11 protein-coding genes and 6 pseudogenes are annotated in these 18,444 nt (G+C 59.2%); 9 read left to right on the top strand and 8 right to left on the bottom strand.

Going from position 1 to position 18,444, the window contains the following annotated elements; genetic code table 11:
• Positions 1-161 precede the first annotated feature (161 nt).
• A complete protein-coding gene (locus EJ078_RS09135; protein WP_256748481.1) occupies positions 162-617 on the top strand; it encodes a transposase in 456 nt (151 codons plus the stop codon).
• 880 nt (positions 618-1,497) lie between these two features.
• Positions 1,498-1,626, top strand: coding sequence for a hypothetical protein (locus EJ078_RS30675; protein WP_135907184.1), 129 nt, complete (start codon positions 1,498-1,500; stop codon positions 1,624-1,626).
• Here EJ078_RS30675 and EJ078_RS09145 read toward each other — a convergent pair.
• The 3 genes and pseudogenes from EJ078_RS09145 to EJ078_RS30235 form a co-directional block, all read right to left on the bottom strand.
• On the bottom strand, positions 1,592-2,221 hold the full coding sequence (locus tag EJ078_RS09145; protein WP_095486042.1) for a hypothetical protein: 630 nt from the start codon (positions 2,219-2,221) through the stop codon (positions 1,592-1,594). The genes EJ078_RS30675 and EJ078_RS09145 overlap by 35 nt on opposite strands.
• A gap of 192 nt (positions 2,222-2,413) precedes the next feature.
• Positions 2,414-2,727 (bottom strand): annotated as a pseudogene (locus tag EJ078_RS09150) (ATP-binding protein); the annotation flags it as partial.
• A gap of 10 nt (positions 2,728-2,737) precedes the next feature.
• A pseudogene (locus EJ078_RS30235) lies at positions 2,738-3,271 on the bottom strand (IS21 family transposase); the annotation flags it as partial.
• Between the two features lie 516 nt (positions 3,272-3,787).
• Here EJ078_RS30235 and EJ078_RS09160 point away from each other — a divergent pair.
• Positions 3,788-4,147 (top strand): hypothetical protein, encoded by a 360-nt coding sequence (locus tag EJ078_RS09160; RefSeq protein WP_126066776.1) that lies wholly within the window; start codon positions 3,788-3,790, stop codon positions 4,145-4,147.
• A gap of 569 nt (positions 4,148-4,716) precedes the next feature.
• Here EJ078_RS09160 and EJ078_RS09165 read toward each other — a convergent pair.
• Both EJ078_RS09165 and EJ078_RS09170 read right to left on the bottom strand, forming a co-directional pair.
• Positions 4,717-6,033 (bottom strand): HipA domain-containing protein, encoded by a 1,317-nt coding sequence (locus tag EJ078_RS09165; RefSeq protein WP_063169281.1) that lies wholly within the window; start codon positions 6,031-6,033, stop codon positions 4,717-4,719.
• On the bottom strand, positions 6,023-6,322 hold the full coding sequence (locus EJ078_RS09170) for a helix-turn-helix transcriptional regulator (RefSeq protein ID WP_210326673.1): 300 nt from the start codon (positions 6,320-6,322) through the stop codon (positions 6,023-6,025). Before EJ078_RS09170 ends, EJ078_RS09165 begins: the two co-directional genes overlap by 11 nt.
• A gap of 650 nt (positions 6,323-6,972) precedes the next feature.
• On the opposite strand from EJ078_RS09170, the pseudogene EJ078_RS09175 reads away from it, so the two are divergent.
• Positions 6,973-7,469: pseudogene (locus EJ078_RS09175) on the top strand (aldehyde dehydrogenase family protein); the annotation flags it as partial.
• Positions 7,470-7,981: 512 nt separating this feature from the next.
• Here EJ078_RS09175 and EJ078_RS09180 read toward each other — a convergent pair.
• A pseudogene (locus EJ078_RS09180) lies at positions 7,982-8,442 on the bottom strand (OB-fold nucleic acid binding domain-containing protein); the annotation flags it as partial.
• A 307-nt stretch (positions 8,443-8,749) separates the two neighbouring features.
• A complete protein-coding gene (locus EJ078_RS09185; protein ID WP_063169287.1) occupies positions 8,750-10,681 on the bottom strand; it encodes a potassium transporter Kup in 1,932 nt (643 codons plus the stop codon).
• A gap of 973 nt (positions 10,682-11,654) precedes the next feature.
• Between EJ078_RS09185 and EJ078_RS09190 the strand changes: the two genes are divergently transcribed.
• From EJ078_RS09190 to EJ078_RS09205, 5 genes and pseudogenes are all read left to right on the top strand, one after another.
• Complete coding sequence (locus EJ078_RS09190) at positions 11,655-11,933, top strand: AlpA family phage regulatory protein (protein ID WP_063169289.1); 279 nt, start codon at positions 11,655-11,657, stop codon at positions 11,931-11,933.
• Positions 11,930-12,562, top strand: coding sequence for a hypothetical protein (locus tag EJ078_RS09195; RefSeq protein ID WP_063169290.1), 633 nt, complete (start codon positions 11,930-11,932; stop codon positions 12,560-12,562). Before EJ078_RS09190 ends, EJ078_RS09195 begins: the two co-directional genes overlap by 4 nt.
• A gap of 702 nt (positions 12,563-13,264) precedes the next feature.
• Positions 13,265-16,798, top strand: coding sequence for an autotransporter domain-containing protein (locus EJ078_RS09200; RefSeq protein ID WP_082826570.1), 3,534 nt, complete (start codon positions 13,265-13,267; stop codon positions 16,796-16,798).
• Positions 16,799-17,041: 243 nt separating this feature from the next.
• Positions 17,042-17,724, top strand: a pseudogene (locus EJ078_RS30240) (integrase); the annotation flags it as partial.
• A gap of 116 nt (positions 17,725-17,840) precedes the next feature.
• The gene (locus EJ078_RS09205; protein WP_063169293.1) at positions 17,841-18,077 is read left to right on the top strand and encodes a hypothetical protein; all 237 of its coding nucleotides are present in this window, start codon (positions 17,841-17,843) and stop codon (positions 18,075-18,077) included.
• A 161-nt stretch (positions 18,078-18,238) separates the two neighbouring features.
• Here EJ078_RS09205 and EJ078_RS09210 read toward each other — a convergent pair.
• Positions 18,239-18,439: pseudogene (locus tag EJ078_RS09210) on the bottom strand (SMC-Scp complex subunit ScpB); the annotation flags it as partial.
• Positions 18,440-18,444: the final 5 nt, after the last annotated feature.

Here is an 18,444-nt window from a genome sequence, read left to right on the forward strand (position 1 = left end):
TTCGCCATTGGAGGCCAATCTCCCCGCTAGGGCAGCCTGTGCAGTTGCACAGGTGAAGCGGATCAATCAGGGGGAGCCATGGCGGAAACTGGATGATGGCGGCTTGAGGAGAGCGGCGTATCGAGGCGGGTGATGAAGCCTGCCAGTACCTCTCAAGGAGAGTGATACGCCATGAACGAGACTATCAACACATTGTTCGCCTTCGTCAGCCCGACGAAATCGATGATACCCTGACGGATGTACTTCGCAGCGGCGCGCGCAAATTGCTTGCGCATGCGATCGAGATGGAGGCCGAGGCGTATGCCAAGGCGGTCGACTGCCTGACGAAAGATCATATTGCGTCGCTGGCGCTCTACGATTTCCCCGCCCAACACTGGGATCATCTGCGAACGTCCAATCCCATCGAAAGCGTCTTTGCAACCGTTCGCTATCGCACGGTGCGTACCAAGGGCTCGCTATCCTCGAAAACCGCCCAGCTGATGGTCTTCAAGCTGTTGGCCGCGGCCAGGAAGTGGCGACGATTGAAAGGACAAAATCAGTTGCCGAAACTCATCGCAGGTGCCAGGTTCCTGGACGGAATCCAGGTCATCGAAACGAAGCCGCAGAGCGCCGCTTGATCAGCCTCGTCACCCAAATTCCAGCATAGCTCCATCGGAACTGCCAGCCTTCCTTGCCGATCAGGCGCATATCAGCGCTGACGATACCGAGGACGGCGATGGCGGTCACCTCCAGGCCGCCGAGTAACGACCCTCAAAACACCGCACTGGTCGAGGCCAGCCTGAACCGGTATCTTGTGCCTGCCCTCGGGAGTCGCTCTATCCACCATGTGATCGACACCGACATTGCTAACATCACCAAGAAGATCGTCGCCGGGGGTCACCCGCAAGCGGCTAACACGGCCTTCTGGTGTATGCGGGCATTTTTCAACTGGTGTCGCAAACCGCCGCAACGGCTCATCCGCGGTTTCCCCGCGAGGGATTGGAAAATCCGGATCCGGCCCCGATCGTCAAGCGCAAGCGAGTGGTGAACGATGCCGAACTGGCGGCTATATGAACGGGCTGTGAGCCCGAACCGGGCGATATCGGCTATTCGTTCGGCTCCATCGTCAAGCTGCTCATTCTGACCGGACAGAGGCGTACGGAAGTTGCCGCGATGCGTTGGTCCTCAACCTTGAAGCCGGAACATGGAACTATCGGGTGACCGCACGAAGAACGAAGAGCCTACGCTTATTCCGCTGTCCACACTGGCGGTGTCGGTCCCCCAGACGGTACCGAAGACCAATGACACGTTTTTTTCCCTGCGAGGGGCAACGAAAGAAGCCACTTCTCAGGCTACGCGAAGGGCAAGAAGGCTCTAGACGGCAAGGTCAATACTGACGGGGTGGCTTTGGAGAACTGGACCCTTCACGATCTGCGCAGGACGCTCGCGACAAATCTCGGCAGGCGGCAGGTATTGCCACACGTCATCGAGCACATACTGAATCACAAGGCGGCGTCCTTGACAGACATTGGCGAAATCTACAATCTCTATAGCAACGTCAAGGAGAAGCGCGAGGTGTTGCAGATGTGGTCAAATCACATCGAATGGCTGATCAAGCAGGCTGCGGATGACGCTCTGGCGGCGTAGCTGCTGGCATGGGCGGAAGATGCGGCGCAACAATCGTCAGAGCCTCATCGAATTGGAGATCATGCTTGACCAGCAAATGCGCGGCCAATGCTTCGATGGCCGACCAGTGATCGAGTACTAGCCGGGCCGTGCAATCTTCGATCCGCCCCCAATCGGGGCGGCGCGGCATCAGGAACCGCAACTCACCATAGATTCGCTTGGCATCCGCGTAGTCGCTGCTCCCCTCATTCCCATCGGACGCATTCATCGCCATATCGCGCGGGTCCAGATAGCCTTCGAATGCGGATTCTGCAAAAGGACCTGCCAGACACGCAACTATCTCCCGGATCGCATCATCGCGTTCCAAACATCGATCCATATCGTCCTCGAAAATCGGCTTTCGCTTCGAGGTGAATCCTTGCGCTGAATAAAAACCCGCGCCTTCGACAACACCACCGCACTCTCCGTCACCGACGTCGGGGTAAATACTAACACTTGAGAAAGCAGGGAGTTCACGGTCGTCGTCGAACGTCTGACGGTGCAAAACGATGGCGGCCACCGCGTGCCCGGCTTCGTGATGCGCCACAAGCGGCAGATATTGGGAGGCTACATTCATGCGGTGCGGCTCTCAGGTCTAGTTTGCTTTTGCGCATAGGACCGCAATTGTCGTGCCAACTGGGAAAATCGTTTCGGGCAATGCGATCGCTCCGATAGCGTTGCGTCTCCTGTCTGACATTGTTGGGAAGTCGACACGCGCCCGTCGCAATGCGGTCGACCTTCCGCGCGAGTTGGGTGACCCGTGAAGGCGGCCGACCAGGACGATGTTGCGCTGATCGGCGACGAAGGCGCGGCCGGGCGAGATCGCGCATCAGGGGGTGACCGGCGTGTCGGCGAAGTCGAAGTCGTCGATGTCCTTGGCCAGCGGCAACTTGGCGACAGCGAACTGGTATTTGATGGAGCGGGCCTGCTTCTCCGATATCTCGGCCTGCAAGAGATCACCGACAATCCTGGGCGGCTCGTGCCGTCGCTTGATGGCGACGCGCCCATGATCTCGTCATAGGCTCTGCGCATTCCGTAGAGCTTCAGCGCTCCCATCAGTTCCAGTACCTCGGTGCGTTCCATGGCTGTTTGTCCTCCTGAGACTGTCATAGCGGGTGCAGTCGGCGACCGCTCGTGAGCTAGCTTCAGCGCTTGGGGAATGGAAAGGATCGTGCCCGGCGCCGGATCGCGGCTGCGGGCCAGGATGTTGAGGATCACCGGCGCCGACGATGCACCGTGCTCGATGGCTTCCTGACAGGCGGCCTCGACCGCGCTCAATCCGTCGGTCAGCACCCAGGTGAGGATCAACACCATCTGCCGGTCGACGTCATCAACCGCCTTGAGCTGCGCCGCACCTTCTCCATTGCCGACCGCACGACCCAGCCAAGGAACGGCGCGCGCCGTGTGCCAGGGATCGTAGGCGACCTCGTTGCGGCCAAAGGAGCGAACGTGTTCTCCCACGACCACGCCATCCTCTGGCGGATGCGATCCGATCGACATAAGCATGGATCTCGATGGGCCGACCGACGGCACTCGACAGCACCGAGTATTTGTTGTTGTCGAAGCGCACCGTGCAGGTCTTCGACACCGACGGGGGAATGCAATGGAAGCCGTCGAAGCGACCGGCAGCCGCTCCCGCTGCGGCTTGGCCGCATTCGCCGACAGCAGCCGGTCCCGCGTCTCACGCCGAGCTCCCATGCGGGGATAGGGCTGGTGCTTGCGCTCGTAGCGGAACTGCGTCTCCTCAGAACGCAGGACCTTGCGCACCACCTTGCGCGAGATCTTCAGCTCACGGCAGATCGCTTTGATCGACTTCCCCTGGACCAGCGACAGCCGACGTATCTTTGCAATCGTCTCTAAAACCAACATCCAAAACACAAATGCCTCCGATCAAGCCGGAGGCATCTTGATGACCCCATCGTTAAGGGGTCCCGTTTGGACGAAAATCACCCTTTAAACAGGGTCCCCATTCCACGAAAAATCAATGCACTACCTTCCAAAGCTGCGAGAGATCGCCACCGACCGCTTTGAAGGGGCTTTCGGCGGTCTCGTCAGCGAGGTTGTGGCATGAAGAAACATCAATCCACAGCATTGGGCCGAAGCATGCCACGGGCTCATGCCGCGGGAGAGCGGGAAGATATTCTTGAAAGAAGAAGCGGTCTCCGACATCAATACCGACAGGATGGGCAGCTTTCTCACATCACTTGAGGTCGAGCGTGGCAGTTGCGACCCGCAATGCAAGGCTGGCGGCGATGCATGCCTTTGCGCGGTTCCTGATTTCGGAGCACCCCGAATATTAGGATACGCTGCAACTGGTGGTGACACTTCCCTTCAAGAGGGCGCGTGGGTGGCACCTGTCGAATATCTCGATGAGCCCGGAAATCAAGAGCGTCCTGGCGCGTATCGTCCGCCGCACGCCTTCTGGACAGCGGGATTACGCTCTGTTTTCGCTGATGTTCAATACGGATGCACGAGTTCAGGGATCCTGAATCTTCGATTGTGACCTTCGTCTGGTATCGCCCTGTCCCGCCGAGCAAAGCAACGACCGCCCCACACTGCTCACCCGGTTCGGTGTTCCATACTTGCTGCGCACACATGGCTGCGGGCGAAGGAACCACCATGGCGGAAAAAAGCATCCATCATCGCCCTTTGCGGGACACGACGGCCATCCACCTCGTCAAGGCGGGTGTTGACATCGCCACCATCAGTCGATGGCCAGGCCACTCGGGCTGAACTAACGATGCGCTACGCCCAGGCCGGTATCGATATGAAGCGGCAAGCGCTCGAACAAGGCTTCCCCGACGTGATGTCATCGGCAAAAGATCAGACGATCATCGCTTTGATGGCTGGATGTTTGGCTGGCTGCACCGCTTGTAGACGCTCAGTTATGTGGAGTTGTATCGCGGGAAGTCGCGCGTCTTGGGCTTTTGCGGTGTCAGCTCCACATCTCTCCGCAGTGCACGTTGTCACTGTTGAAGAGCCGTTTGTTCAATCTTCGTCCTGGCACGGCAAGGGTTGTCGATATTGTGGGCGTCTTGCGCTTGCCGAGCTTGTCCGAAATCCAGCGCCGGATCAGGCGTGAACACTGTTGCGTAGTTCGTCAGCCAGAGCGCGGAGAACGTCGGCGCTTCCTTCCAGCGCCGTAAAAGCGTAGGGATTGAGGAACTGTCGGCCCCAGAACAGATTGCGATCTGTGCCGGATAGCGTAGCTTCCTCGCTGACACGCGGCCAATTCTCCGCAATGCATCGGAGCTGGCCTTCAACAATCGCAAGAGCTTCCGGCGCGCTGAGCAGGAAGTGATGCGCCGCTTCAAGGCAGGACGCTATCCGGCTCATGCGGTTATTGCCGCTGATGAGCATGGCCTGGCTGGCCTCCTGGCCACTGCGGGCCTGCGGACAAATATCGTACGCAGGCGTGAGGGTGAGCTTAGCGCCGTCCCAGAATGCCGCATGGTTGCGGGCATGATCGTCGGTGTTGCCGCAAAGTATGTTGAAGACAATGCGGCTGAACAACTCGCGCAGAGTTTCCGACGGCGCGGTGAATCGGTGGCGAATGATCTCCGCCAAATCCTGGTAGCTGGCGTAACGCGCCATCATCTCATCGAGCGCGAGCATCGTCAGCGCTGAGACCATGGATTTGCGTTGCCAGCCGCCCGTGACCTTGATCCGGTCGAATCGCTCGACGAGCAACACGTCGTTGCCTGCGGCGCGAACGAGCGAGACGGATGCCGCTCTGATGCCGCACAAGGCGGCAAGCCGCATGGCTATGAATTCTCCTTTGACGACGCTGTAAAGGTCGGCAGACGAGGAAAATTTCGCGACATGCTTGACGGCGTCACCCTCGATCAGCGCCTTTGGCCTTGCGCCGCCGATCGAGCTGCCGTGATGCAGCGCCTGATCTAATTCGGGGGTGAGCGGAATACCTTTCTCTACCCGCTCCGCCGATTGGACAAGCTCTTCGAGAGTGGCATTGGCCAGTGCGCGCGGCTCGTAATGCATTGGCGAAAACTGAAAATCGAGCGCGCCGATGCGGTCCGAGCCTGATTCCAGCAAGAACGTCAGTTCTGAAATATCGAGCCGCGCGATTTCATCGCCCTTCACACCGAATTTGCGGTTTAGGATAACCCGTCGTCCCCAGGCATCAGGGGCAGCATCGCGGATGCATCCCGGCATGGTTAGGCCAGGAAGCAAAGGCAATTCGCCTGCCTTCAGGGGCAGTTCCGGGAGATAAAGCGGGATCGCGCTTCCCAGTTCACGAAAGCTCCTGCCATAGTTGAAGCTGACGAGTCCGTCATGGGCATATAGCCGCCCGGCGACAACCGGCGCGGTCTCGCCCGGCAGCCAGACCCAGACATAGGCTTCGTCGTACTTGGGGACCTTAGAACTCATCGACGATCTGCTTGCCGGCCTTGTAGACGTGCTTCGGCAGCAGCGCGATGCGATCGTCCATGCGGCCTGTGAGGGCTGTGATGCCATTGCCGTCGGCATCGAACAGCTTCACACCGACAATGGCAGCAGCTTCGAACATCAGTCCGATTTCGACTTTGGGATCGCCCTTCTCGATGCGCTGCAGGGTGCTGCGTGAAACACCGATTCTCTCGGCTAACTCCTGTGCGGTTAACCGGTGCTGCATCCGGCCAAGCCGGATGGTCTTACCGAAAAGGCCAAGCGCTTCCATCGCGTAGCGCGAATAGGTGCGTTTATACGTTGCCTTCATTCGGGTCTCTGTGACCTATGCATGATCCATATCGCCTTCTTTCGAACTTTATATAGGTAATGTCACAGAGCGACTGCCAAAGTCAAGACTCCGTATCGCAAGCGTTACCCATCCGAACGAGGAAGGCGGATATTGCCGACGGCTCCTGCACAACCGGCCAGCTCTGCGCGTCTCGGGCGAGGCGGAGATCTGGCGCTGGATCGCGGACAGCCTTGAGACGCCTCGCATGAGTCATTCATGGGCGGTCCCTGGTGCGGGGCCGCGGCGCTCGACTGCTGGCCGACATTCTCGGCGGCGGGACCCGCATCCGGCTACACCAGCACTTTTCGACCGCATACGCGCCCAGCTTCTCTCCGAAATCATTGCCAATGAGCGCGAACCTCATGCGATCGCCGAGCTGGCCTGGCGGCGCGGAATCTACGCACGCATCCGTATTCGAGACCGCCCAAGGGAGGCTGACTAGCGTAACGCCCTCCGATCTAAGCGCCTTCCACAAAGCCGCTTTCGCACGCGACGGGCTGCATGTGGCGGTCGTAGGCGACATAGATGCCAAGCCCTGAGAGTAAGGCTCTACCAGCTGTTCGGCGATTTGCCTCAGAAACTGGCGCTTGCCGGCGCGAACCAGTGGTATCGCGAGGGCGAGCACGCCGAGCGCTTTTCCTCCGCCCTCCACTGACCACAGACCCGCACGCAACGAAGCCGCGCTCGATCTTATCGTGGCGTGGCTAGGTGCAATGTTTGCTCTCGCCATCAGGCCGGCTTTCCCGATGGCGTGGTCAACCTGATCTATGCGTCCGAAGGTGATCGCGTGGGCCGTGAACTCTGCACCAATTCCAAAGATCAGCTTTACCGGTTCGAACGAGGTCGGACGGCTGCTGATGCGTCAGTGCTCTGACCAGATCAAGAAGGTCAGCCTTGAAACCGGCGGCAATGCACCTTTCATCATCTTCGATGATGCCGACATTGACGGTGCTGTTGACGGTGCGGTCCAGGCGAAGTTCCGCAATGCCGGCCAGACCTGCGTTTCCGCGAACCGCATTTACGTCCAATCGAGCGTTCACGATGAGTCCGCCGAGAAATTGTGGAGAAGGTCCGGCACTTATCAGTGGTCCGACGTCTACTCCCGGAGCGAAGCCGTCGCCAACCCAAGATCGAGTCCCACATCGCAGATGATAATTCGATGCGGGGCCGAACGATAAATATGCATGCTTTGGCCACCCCGAGGCAGGGCTCATTGAGATGATCCGACCGCCTTGGAACAAAGATGGGGTAGAGCAGATGAAGCGTTGGCAGCGTGTCTCCATTCGACGCGAGCGCTTAGGATGGGATCACGATCATTCGCATCACGCGCAGCCGCAAGGGCGATGCCATGGCTACTTTGGAATCGTTGAAGTGGTTTGAGCCGGACAGTCACAAATACACCCGTTACGCCGCGGCTCAGGAAACGGGGCGGCGTCCGGCGGTGGAGGTGCTCGCTGACTTAAAAAGGGTGCGGGCAGTCGTTGCGCTTGAGAGCGACGACATTTGGGATCCGGCACGGGGTGACCTGCTGCCAATCGGCAGTTAACAGGGTCCGACAAAAGTGTGCACAACATGCTGCTGAAGTGGCCTCCGGAAGCGCTACCGGAAGTTACGCGTCTTGAACTTGATAGGGTCGATATGGTCATACTGCATCGACGATGTCGCGCCCCTTCGGCATGCCGCGCGGATCGATGCCCGATCCGCCGTGATGAGCCTCGTCCCTCGGCCGTGCGGCAACGGAAACGGCGTCTTGCGGTTTCCCACGCTGGCCAGCCCGGCCGACAGATCGGTCAGCTCGTGGGCGACGAGGTGCACCACCTCCTCTTCCGTCGGATGCGTCCGCGGACGCCGAGCATGGCCGAAGCAAGAAGCACGCGCCGGAATTTCTCGAGAGATCTTGACCCAGACGACGACGTTTGCCGCACCCGTCTCATCCTCCAGAGGAACATGAAGCCTTTGGCCGAGCCCGGCCGCTGCCGGACCAGCACCAGGCCGGCGGCCTCGAGCCAGCTTCTGCCTCGCGCCTGCATAGCATCCTGACAGGTCACGGTGCGGCGCCGGTTAGGCGGCACGCCGATTTTGGCAACGCTAGCCTGTGAACTGAAGAATGAAGGTCGGACTTGCGGCACATCGATTAGGTTCAAATGATAAGTTGCTGCCCGGCGAGGTCGTTTCAGCGCATCTCGACTGGTGGGTCGGCAAGACAATGCGGAACGGAAATGATCGCAGGCGTAAAGGACGGCTTTCGGGGCCGGAAGCTTCAGGCCTGGAACCGGACCCCAGTTTGGCGCAAGCATCGTGGCCTCCGCCCGGTCAGGCATTCACCGGCTCGCGAAATGCCAATTGATTCTGCTTAACCGGGCATACCTAAACGGCCACTTGCGTTCCGATCTCGACCACACGTCCGGTCGGGATCTGGAAATACTCCGTCGCGTCGGCGGCCGTGCGCGCCAAGCCGATGAACAGCTTGTCCTGCCACACCGGCATGCCGGAGTTGGGTGACGCCTTGAGCGAGCGACGCGACAGGAAGAAGGACGTCGTCATGATGTCGAACTTCCAACCCTGCTTGCGGCAGATCGCCAGCGCACGCGGGATGTTAGGCTGTTCCATGTAGCCGAAGGTCAGTGTCACCCGCATGAACAGCTCATTGATCGTTTCCATCTTGATCCGCTCGCTGTCGGGCACCACGGGCTGCTGCGCCGTCACCACAGAGAGGATGACGTTCTGTTCGTGCAGCGCCTTGTAGTGCTTCAGGCTGTGCATCAACGCGGTCGGCGCACTGGCGGGATCGCTGGTCAGGAACACGGCCGTACCGGACACCAGCTGCGGTTTCTTCTTCAACAGATTGCCCGCAAGGAAATCGAGCGGAATCTGGTTCCTGCGCGTCTTGTCAAATAGATACCTGCTGCCTCTTATCCAAGTCCACATGGTCATCACGATCACTGCGGCAATGGCAAGCGAGGCCCAGCCGCCTTCGAATACCTTGACGATGTTAGCTGCAAAGAAGCCGGTATCGATGAAGACGAACACCGCCATTAAGGCTATCGCGACGCCGAGCGGCCATTTCCAGATGCGCGTCATCACAACAAAAAGCAGTATGTTCGTCACCAGCATATTGCCGGTCACCGAAATACCGTAGGCCGAGGCCAGCCGGCTGGATTCGCCGAAGCCGACCACCAGCAGCATCACCACCAGCGCCAGCATCAGGTTGATGCGCGGCAGATAGATCTGGCCCGACTGTTTTTCCGACGTGTGCTGGATGACGAAACGCGGCAGCATGTTGAGCTGTACCGCTTGCCTGGTCAGCGAAAAGGCGCCGGAGATCACCGCCTGGCAGGCGATCACGGTCGCCGCCGTGGCAAGCACGACCATCGGAATAAGCGTCCAGCCCTGGTTCATCTCGAAGAACGGATGACCGACAACGCCGCCATTTGCCAGCACGAAGGCGCCTTGCCCGACATAATTGAGCAACAGACAAGGGAACACGATCGCCAGCCAGGCGAGCACGATCGGCTTGCGGCCGAAATGGCCGAGGTCGGCGTAGAGCGCCTCGGCTCCGGTGACGGCGAGGAAGACTGCACCAACCGTAACGAAGGCGACGTCAGGCGAGTTGACCAGGAACGACACGATGTAATGCGGGCTGATTGCCAGCAGGATTTCCGGGTCGTCCATGATGTGGTTGAGCCCGGAAAGGCCGATGGCCAGGAACCACAGCGCGGTAACGGGTCCGAACACCAATCCTACGCCGCCGGTGCCAAACCGCTGTACCGCAAACACGATCGCCAGGATGGCCAGTGTCAGCGGCACCACATAGGGCTGGAACGTCGGCGTGACGACATTCATACCTTCGACCGCCGACAGTACCGAGATTGCCGGCGTAATGACGGCGTCGCCAAAAAAAAGCGCCGCGCCGACGATGCCGATGCCGATGCCGATGCCGAGGATCACCGCAGAGCAGGTCGGGAAACTGTTGCGCGCCAGCGCCATAAGCGACAGCACTCCGCCCTCGCCTCGATTGTCGGCGCGGAGCACGAACATGATGTATTTGATCGTCACGGTGATCGTCAGGGACCAGATGATCAGCGAGAGTACGCCGAGGATGTCGCCACGGCTGGCGACGTTGCCACCCGCTGATGCATGCAACGCCTCGCGAAATGCATAGATCGGGCTGGTGCCTATATCGCCATAAACGACACCTAGTGCGCCCAACATCAGCGCCTTGGTGCTGTGCTGCTCGACCTCAGAATGGCTCGATTGTTCGACAGGTTCTGCCTCGTTACCAGCATTGGTAAGGGCCATGGACGACACTCCGATAAGCGCGCGGTGCTCTACGCTTGCTGCACTGCAATATCAAGTTCCGTCACGTAATGTCTGCCGTCTCGCCTGTCGTTGCTCGCCTTGGTAGACTCGCCAGCCCGCAGCCCTACCGAGCAGCAATAGCGCCCCGGCAGAACCCTCAATCGCCCAGATCAATGAATGGTTATCGCCCACAGTGCCCCCCGCGATGCGGCCGATGGCGACCAGGGTGTCGTGGGCGCACAAGGATGGCGCTTTCCTGATGACGCCGTGCTCCAGGTGTGATCGCACCGTTGCTGCGCAAGCCATTTACTTGCTCGTCCCAGCGAGGACCGTGGCCAACTGGAACGCAGGGCCACGCCGCTCACCGGCCGCACTTTGCGGCGCAGATAACGATTCGATCTCCGCGGCGAGATTCTGGTTGAAGAAGCCACCAAGCTTGTCGAAGGACACACGGTCGTAATATCGACATGCCAGTATCCGCAACCCAGAAAAGCTCCTTGGGCTCCGCTGCGCGCGCCACGAACAACCCGATCTTCTCTGCGAAGAGGACGCCGTAATCCTTCAGGTTGAAGCCAAACCGGGGGCGGCCGTGACGTATGGGCGAAGGGCTAGGAGGCGGGTTCGGTGAGGAACGGCATTGATGTCCACGCCGTCTCCTGGAAAGACAGAGGAATGCGGTGTCACCGACTGGCGCCGGAGGTTGATCCGGTGATTAGGAGGAGCACTCGTTGTCGGATTCTCGACGATGTCGGACATCTGACACAACGCTGCCAGAGCGATCACGTTGTTCCGAAACGATTTTCCCAGTTGGCACGACAATTGCGGTCCTATGCGCAAAAGCACTGCGATGCCGCACCGACTGGAAGAACTCATCAATGATCACGCTTTTCGAACATGTGGGCGCCGCTACCAACACTAAGCGTTCCCGATCAAACGGAAGCCTCTATCCCTTCTTTCTGAAGGCTGTCCGGACATGAACGCATTTGATGTCCGTCCAACGCTGGATGCTCCCGACGACGATCTCTATCTTTGGCTTGAAGATGTGGAAGGCGAGCGGGCACTTGCCTGGGCCGCCGGCCAGTCGGCAAAGACCCTGAAGCACTTCAGTGGAACGCAGTTCGAGCGCGACCGCGCGACTCTGAAGGCAGGCCTGTTCCCTAAGCGGCGTCGCATCTCCCCCGGCCGAGTCGCATGGCTTGAATCCGATATCAGGGCTTGGATGGAAACTAGATCTGAGAGCCGCACCGCATGAATGTAGCCTCCCAATATCTTCTCCCGTCTGTGGCGCATCACGAAGCCGGGCACGCGGTGGCCGCCATCGTTTTGCACCGTCAGATGTTCGACGACGACCGTGAACTCCCTGCTTTCTCAAGTGTTAGTATTTACCCCGACGCCGGTGACGGAGAGTGCGGTGGTTTTGTCGAAGGCACGGTTTTCTATTCAGCGCAAGGATTCACCTCGGAGCTAAAGCCGATTTTCGAGAACGATATGGATCGACATTTCCAACGCGATGAAGCGATCCAAGAGATAGTTGCGTGTCTGGCAGGTCCTTTTGCAGAATCCGCATTCGAAGGCTATCTGGACCCGCGCGATATGGCGATGAATGCGTCCGATGGGAATGAGGGGAGCAGCGACTACGCGGATGCCAAGCGAATCTATGGTGAGTTGCGGTTCCTGATGCCGCGCCGCCCCCGTTGGAGGCGGATCGAAGATCGCACGGCCCGGCTAGTACTCGATCACTGGTCAGCCATCGAAGCATTGGCCGCGCATTTGCTGGTCAAGCATGATCTCCAATTCGATGAGGCTCTGACGATTGTTGCGCCGCATCTTCCGCCCATGCCAGCAGCTACGCCGCCAGAGCGTCATCCGCAGCCTGCTTGATCAGCCATTCGATGTGATTTGACCACATCTGCAACACCTCGCGCTTCTCCTTGACGTTGCTATAGAGATCGTAGATTTCGCCAATGTCTCCGGTGCGGGCTCACAGCCCGTCCATATAGCCGCCAGTCTGCTGCCTTCGAGTGGCCCATGTTGGCCGCGGCCAGGAAGTGGCGACGATTGAAAGGACAAAATCAGTTGCCGAAACTCATCGCAGGTGACGGTCTGGTGGCAATTTGGGCACATCTTGTGTCTCGTCGCCAGTAAACACGGATGCCCGGCAGGAGCTGAGCTCGCTGCCGGCGGAAATCGTAGAGCGCCAGCGACGCATTCTGATCTTTCGTCAGGCAGTCGACCGCCTTGGCATACGCCTCGGCCTCCATCTCGATCGACCTGAACCAGTATCTTGTGCGCCATCCGGACGATCTGGGAAAGCTTGGCCGGGCCGGCGCCTTCCCAGGCGCACGGGAAGCGCGACGACCCATGTGGACCTTGGATTTCACTCCGCACTTACGCTGCTTTGGCCTTGTCAGCAGCCTGAGCATAAAGCGTGCTCAGCTTTCAGGCCGAGCACTCATCCATTGTTGACAGCACCTGTCGTCATTCAGGATCGCCCCATTCTCGCAGGCCGCTTGCAGCTTTCAGGCTGTTGTCAGCCAGGGCCGCCATAAAGGGTCTCGTTAAACAATTCAGGAGGCCGTTCCAATGAACAATCAGTTTGCGAGACTTTTTCGAGGACCAGGTATGCAGGCTTGTTTCAGGACAAAGAACTTTCTGGCGGCAACCACCGCGATGACGACGGTATTCCTGCCGGCTGTGTCTCTCGGGGTGGGTCTGGTAGCATTTCCAACTGGAGAAGCGTTGGCCGACGACCCGATTTCGATCCCGCTGGAGTATGTCGGGGAAGGCCATGACCGCCTGGGCATCTGGGCCAAGATCAACAATGGCAACGCGCAGCGATACGTATTCGACACGGGCTCGGACCAGCTCAACACGCAGATCGGGTCAGAGGTGACCGGGGTCCGCCCGATTGCCGACACGCCTTACGTATATACGTACGGGGACGGAACGTATGGTAATAAGCTTCAGAACGTGGAAATTGATAAATTTACATATGTCGATCCAGATCAAAAGATAACAATCGACGGGCCGTCTGTAAGCGATAAGAAATACCGGGCTGCTCGCATTCTCGATTTTGTCTATACCCATGCGTATTGCAAGGACAACAATCTTAAGTGCACGCCGGGATCCGTGACGGATGGACTTAAAGATATGTATGGTCAGGATCTCCAAGAACCTTATCACGCCGATAAGGAGCAGCGGGCGAAAATGACCGCTGGCAAGATGGCAGACGAAGGCGGCGATTTCGCAGGTACATTCGGGGCCGGCGATTTTCTTGGCAAGACAAGTGTCTGGGGCATGATGGGCAGTGTCACCAGGTCTGGCTACGTGGTCTCCGCCAATGTGAATCCGGATTCCGAGAGCGACCAAACGCCTGGCTGTTCCCCCTGCACGATTGTCAACCTCAATCCAAGCCTCCGGGCCCAATATACTAATGCCATGCCATGGGGAGAACCCGAGGAAAAAGATCAGGATTCTTATCAGAATTTTCCTGGCTCTGGCGCCAATGCCTCGACCGAATACGAAGGCAGCTACAATCTGCAGTACACGGTTAAGGATGGAGCCCCACCAATCACCGACCCCAACAAGACCGCGGTATTGCTCGACACCGGCACACCGGGCGGTGGCAGTCTGGAGATCAGTGATGCGATGCTGAAGCAATTTCAGGATGCGGGCGTCAAACTTAAAAATGTTCGGAGAAATGAGCAACGCGAGATCGTAAGCGCATCGGGCAACATCCCGAGCGTTACAATCGCAGGAACGGATGGCGATCCGGTAAGGCTGGACAATATCGACTTCACCTACACCAGCGGCACGACGGAACAACCCAATGACCAGACCAGTTTTGTTGCCGGTCTTGACTTCTTCAAAAACAGATCGGTCATTTTCGATCTGGAGAAGAAGTATACCGCTTATACGTCACATTTCGTCACTGCCAGCAACTTCTCTACCGATTCATCCGCACCCGAAGGGACCGGTCTGAGCAGGATCACGACGAGCATGGGGAATGAGGGCGGGTTCGGCATAGCGGGTGTCGTCTCCGGCTCCGGATCGCTGACGCTTGATACAAAGACGGTGGTCCGGATGACGAATGTCAACACCTACACCGGCGAGACGAATATTGCTCAGGATGCCTATCTCTCGCTTGCGGGGCTCGGCAACATCCAACGGTCAGCGAAAGTCGTTGCAGACGGCACGTTCGATATCTCCGAACATGGAAATGGCAGCGACTATTGGGGAATCTCCGACGCCTACAACGATGCCCGTATTCGTAGCCTGAGTGGCAGCGGAACGGTCGAACTGGGCAAGCGTACCCTGGTGCTAACGGATTCGAACGACACGTTCGCCGGCAGCATCAACGACCTCGACGTTGATAACAATAATATGGGCGGCAAACTATTCGTTGCCGGTGGCGTGCAAACGCTGAGCGGAAAGAACAATTTTTCCGGCATGACGACGGTCGGTTCCGGCGCGGGATTGCTGCTTGCCGATACAGGTGTGCTTTCCCATGATGCGACCACGTCCGGCTTTCTCGGGAATGACGGGCAGATCGGGGGCACGGCTATCGCAAACAGCGGCGGTGTCGTCGCAGGCGGCGGCACCTACGGTGCGGTCACCATTTCCGAGGGCGGCACGGTCGCTCCTGGCAGTGCGACCGATCCGAGCAGGATCGTCACCACACTGACTGTCACGGGCGATTTCGCGCAGCAGTCCGGATCGATCTATCAGGTCGACCTCGCAAGGTCGTCCGATCTCATCGATGTTGGCGGAGCAGCGGCGATCGACAGCGGCGCGCAGATCGAGCTGCTGCGGCAGGGAACGCTATCGGTCGATGCCCGATATACTCTGCTCTCCGCAGCAGGCGGCGTAAGCGGCACCTATGGCGGGCTGACGGGGGCTCTGGCGACAGACGCGACGCCCTTCGTCGATTTCCAGCTCGTCTACGATGCCAACAATGTCTATCTCGATATCAGCCGCACATCGACGGCGTTTGCCGATGTAGCCAGCACCTTCAATCAACGCTCGGTCGCCGCAGCGGCTCAGGCGCTTGGAAGCGGTAATCCGATCCAGGACAACATCCTGTTCCTGACGGCGCCGGAAGCCCGCAACGCTTTCGATATGCTATCAGGCGAGGTTCATGCTTCCATTCATAGCGGCCTCATCGAGGACAGTCATTCTGTACGCGATGCCGCGAGCGAACGGATCCGTGCGGCGTTCGACGGCGTCGGTGCCTCCAGCGTTCCGGTGATGACTTATGGGCTGGGTGGTCTGGAACTGGCCCCGGCAACGAGTGAGAATTTCGCCGTATGGGGCCGTGGCTTCGGCGCCTGGGGTCATCTCGACAGCGACGGCAATGCCGCCGGTCTCGATCACTCGACAGGCGGCTTTCTGGCTGGCGGTGACGCGGCTGTCGGCGAAAGCTGGCGGCTCGGCCTCATCAGCGGCTACAGCCATACCTCCTTGGAGGCGGACGATCGCGCGTCGTCGGGCTCGAGCGAGAATTACCATCTCGGTCTTTTTGCCGGCACGCAGAACGGCAATCTCGGTTTTCGTTCCGGCCTTGCCTATACCTGGCACAGCATCGAGACCGGCAGGTCCGTGGTCTTTCCAGGCTTCGCCGACAGCCTTTCGGCCGATTACGACGCCGGCACGTTCCAGGCCTTTGGCGAGCTCGGCTACCGTATCAATACGGCTTCGGCTTCCTTCGAGCCCTACGCTAATCTCGCTTATGTGAATTTTGACGCCGATGGCTTCACCGAGAATGGCGGCGCAGCCGCCTTGTCGAGCGGGGATCGCTCGAGCGACACGGCGTTTACCACGCTAGGTCTGCGTGCGTCGACGGTACTGACCCTCGGCACCGTGACTGCTACCGCGCGCGGCGGTCTTGGCTGGCGCCACGCCTTCGGCGACGTCAGGCCGGATACCGCTCTTGCCTTTGCTGGCGGTTCCTCCTTCGCCATCAAGGGCGTGCCGATCGCAAAGAACGCAGCTCTGCTCGAAGCTGGGCTTGACGTAAACATCACCGAGAACGCGACGTTCGGCATCGCCTATCAGGGACAGATCGCCTCGGATGCCCAGACACACGGGTTCAGCGCCAAGCTCGGCGTCCGTTTCTAAATCACCCGCAAAAGAGATTGGTTATGAAGTCAGTGAGTGCATTTTCTTTTACCGTCGTTCTCGGCTCAGCGACGGTGATGTCTGTGTCCGCCGCGCGAACGGACGATGCCTGCTACAACAAGGCACAAAGCCTATGATGACGCAATGTTCAATCGACGACCTGAAGCCAGTCGATGGCGAGCTTGACAAGCTCTACAAGGAGATGGAGACCCGGCTCAAAGAGTCCCGGCGCATGTCCAGGAACTGGTCGAGACCGCGAGGGGCTACAACGCCACCTCGGAGAACACGCGCGACGCCTACCCCAAGGATTGGCGGCATTTTCCTCCTGGTGCCGGCGCGCTGGCTTCGATCCCCTGCCTCCGGGCTCGAAGGTGATCAGGCTCAATATCAGCGCCTGTGCCTCGGGCACCGCCGCCGGCGATCCGAAGCGTGGCGCCCCTGCCCTTTAGTTTGCGACCATCGAGCGGCGGCTTTCCGGCCTCGCCTGGAACTTTACCCAGCGCGGCCGGCCGTTGGACCGCGCGGAGCGGCATATCTATAAGGTTCTTGCCGGCATTCGCCGCAAGCACGCAAAGCCACCGCGGCAGAAAGAGGCGGTCCTGGCGACGATCTGCTGGCGATGATCGCCACGCTCGGCCACGACCTCAGGGCCTGCGCGACCGCGCTATTTTGCTCCTGGGCTGTGGCGGCGGCCTGCGGCGCTCCGAGATCGTCGGTCTCGACGTCATGCGCGACGACAACAGCGATGGCGCCAGCTGGATCGAGATTTTTGACGGCAAGGGCTGCTGGTCACCCTGCGCGGCAAGACCGGCTGGCGCGAGGTCGAGGTCGGCCGCGGCTCCAGCGACCACACCTACCCCGTAGTCGCGCTCGAGAGCTGGATCCGCTTTGGCCGCATCGCACGTGGACCCCTGTTCCGCCGCATCTTGTCGATCAGGTCGATATAATACGAAAAAGCCGCCGCCATTCGGGACGGGCGTCGGCTATCATGTCCAGCCATTATGCGGCGAGCGGATAGCTTTCGCCGGACCAGGCAGAGAACTTGGCGGCAAAAGCCTTCATCTCGTCGACCGCGAATGTGGTGCGCGGTTGCGAACTCGACTTGCTGGGCGAGAGGGACCTCGCCGAGAAAGGCGCTGACATGAGCGGGATGCTGCTTGGCCAAATCGAGATCCGCAAAGCAATCGGCCAGCGCCGCGTCGTCCAGCTGTACGCTGCAGGGCGCGTTCACGTCGTCAAGACGGATGCCAAATGCTTGCTCATAATGGCCGCAAGGTAATCGTTTCGGGTCGGAGACACAAGTTGCCGCCTCCTTCGCCGTAGAGTGGCCCGATACAATCACGATCGATATTGCCACCTCTTATCGATAGTGATCGCATAGTTCCCTGATTCGACTCTCAACCGCTCATATCAAGCGATTACTTCCATGTATCTGCTGCGCTAGCCCGTCCTGGCCTTGGAGTGTCGCTCCTCACCTCCTCCACCACTCACCAGCCCGATGGGAGTATCGCCCGCCAGCAGCTTCTCCTTGCTGAGCAGCGCGGCAACCTCAATCGCCTCGAAATCGGGCAAATCCCGCAGTGTGTCGAGGCCGAAGTGCAACAGGAAGGTCTTGGTCGTGACGTAGGTGTAAGGCGTGCCAAATT

The sequence above is a fragment of the Mesorhizobium sp. M1A.F.Ca.IN.022.06.1.1 genome, from assembly GCF_003952605.1.
Classification (GTDB): Bacteria; Pseudomonadota; Alphaproteobacteria; order Rhizobiales; family Rhizobiaceae; genus Mesorhizobium.

What these genes read in the sequence shown, in the direction of transcription:
- EJ078_RS09145 (WP_095486042.1), bottom strand. Translation starts at nt 2,221, where the DNA reads ATGAATGTAGCCTCCCAATATCTGCCGCTTGTGGCGCATCACGAAGCC.
- EJ078_RS09165 (WP_063169281.1), bottom strand. Translation starts at nt 6,033, where the DNA reads ATGAGTTCTAAGGTCCCCAAGTACGACGAAGCCTATGTCTGGGTCTGG.
- EJ078_RS09170 (WP_210326673.1), bottom strand. Translation starts at nt 6,322, where the DNA reads ATGGAAGCGCTTGGCCTTTTCGGTAAGACCATCCGGCTTGGCCGGATG.
- EJ078_RS09185 (WP_063169287.1), bottom strand. Translation starts at nt 10,681, where the DNA reads ATGGCCCTTACCAATGCTGGTAACGAGGCAGAACCTGTCGAACAATCG.
- EJ078_RS09190 (WP_063169289.1), top strand. Translation starts at nt 11,655, where the DNA reads ATGAACGCATTTGATGTCCGTCCAACGCTGGATGCTCCCGACGACGAT.
- EJ078_RS09195 (WP_063169290.1), top strand. Translation starts at nt 11,930, where the DNA reads ATGAATGTAGCCTCCCAATATCTTCTCCCGTCTGTGGCGCATCACGAA.
- EJ078_RS09200 (WP_082826570.1), top strand. Translation starts at nt 13,265, where the DNA reads ATGAACAATCAGTTTGCGAGACTTTTTCGAGGACCAGGTATGCAGGCT.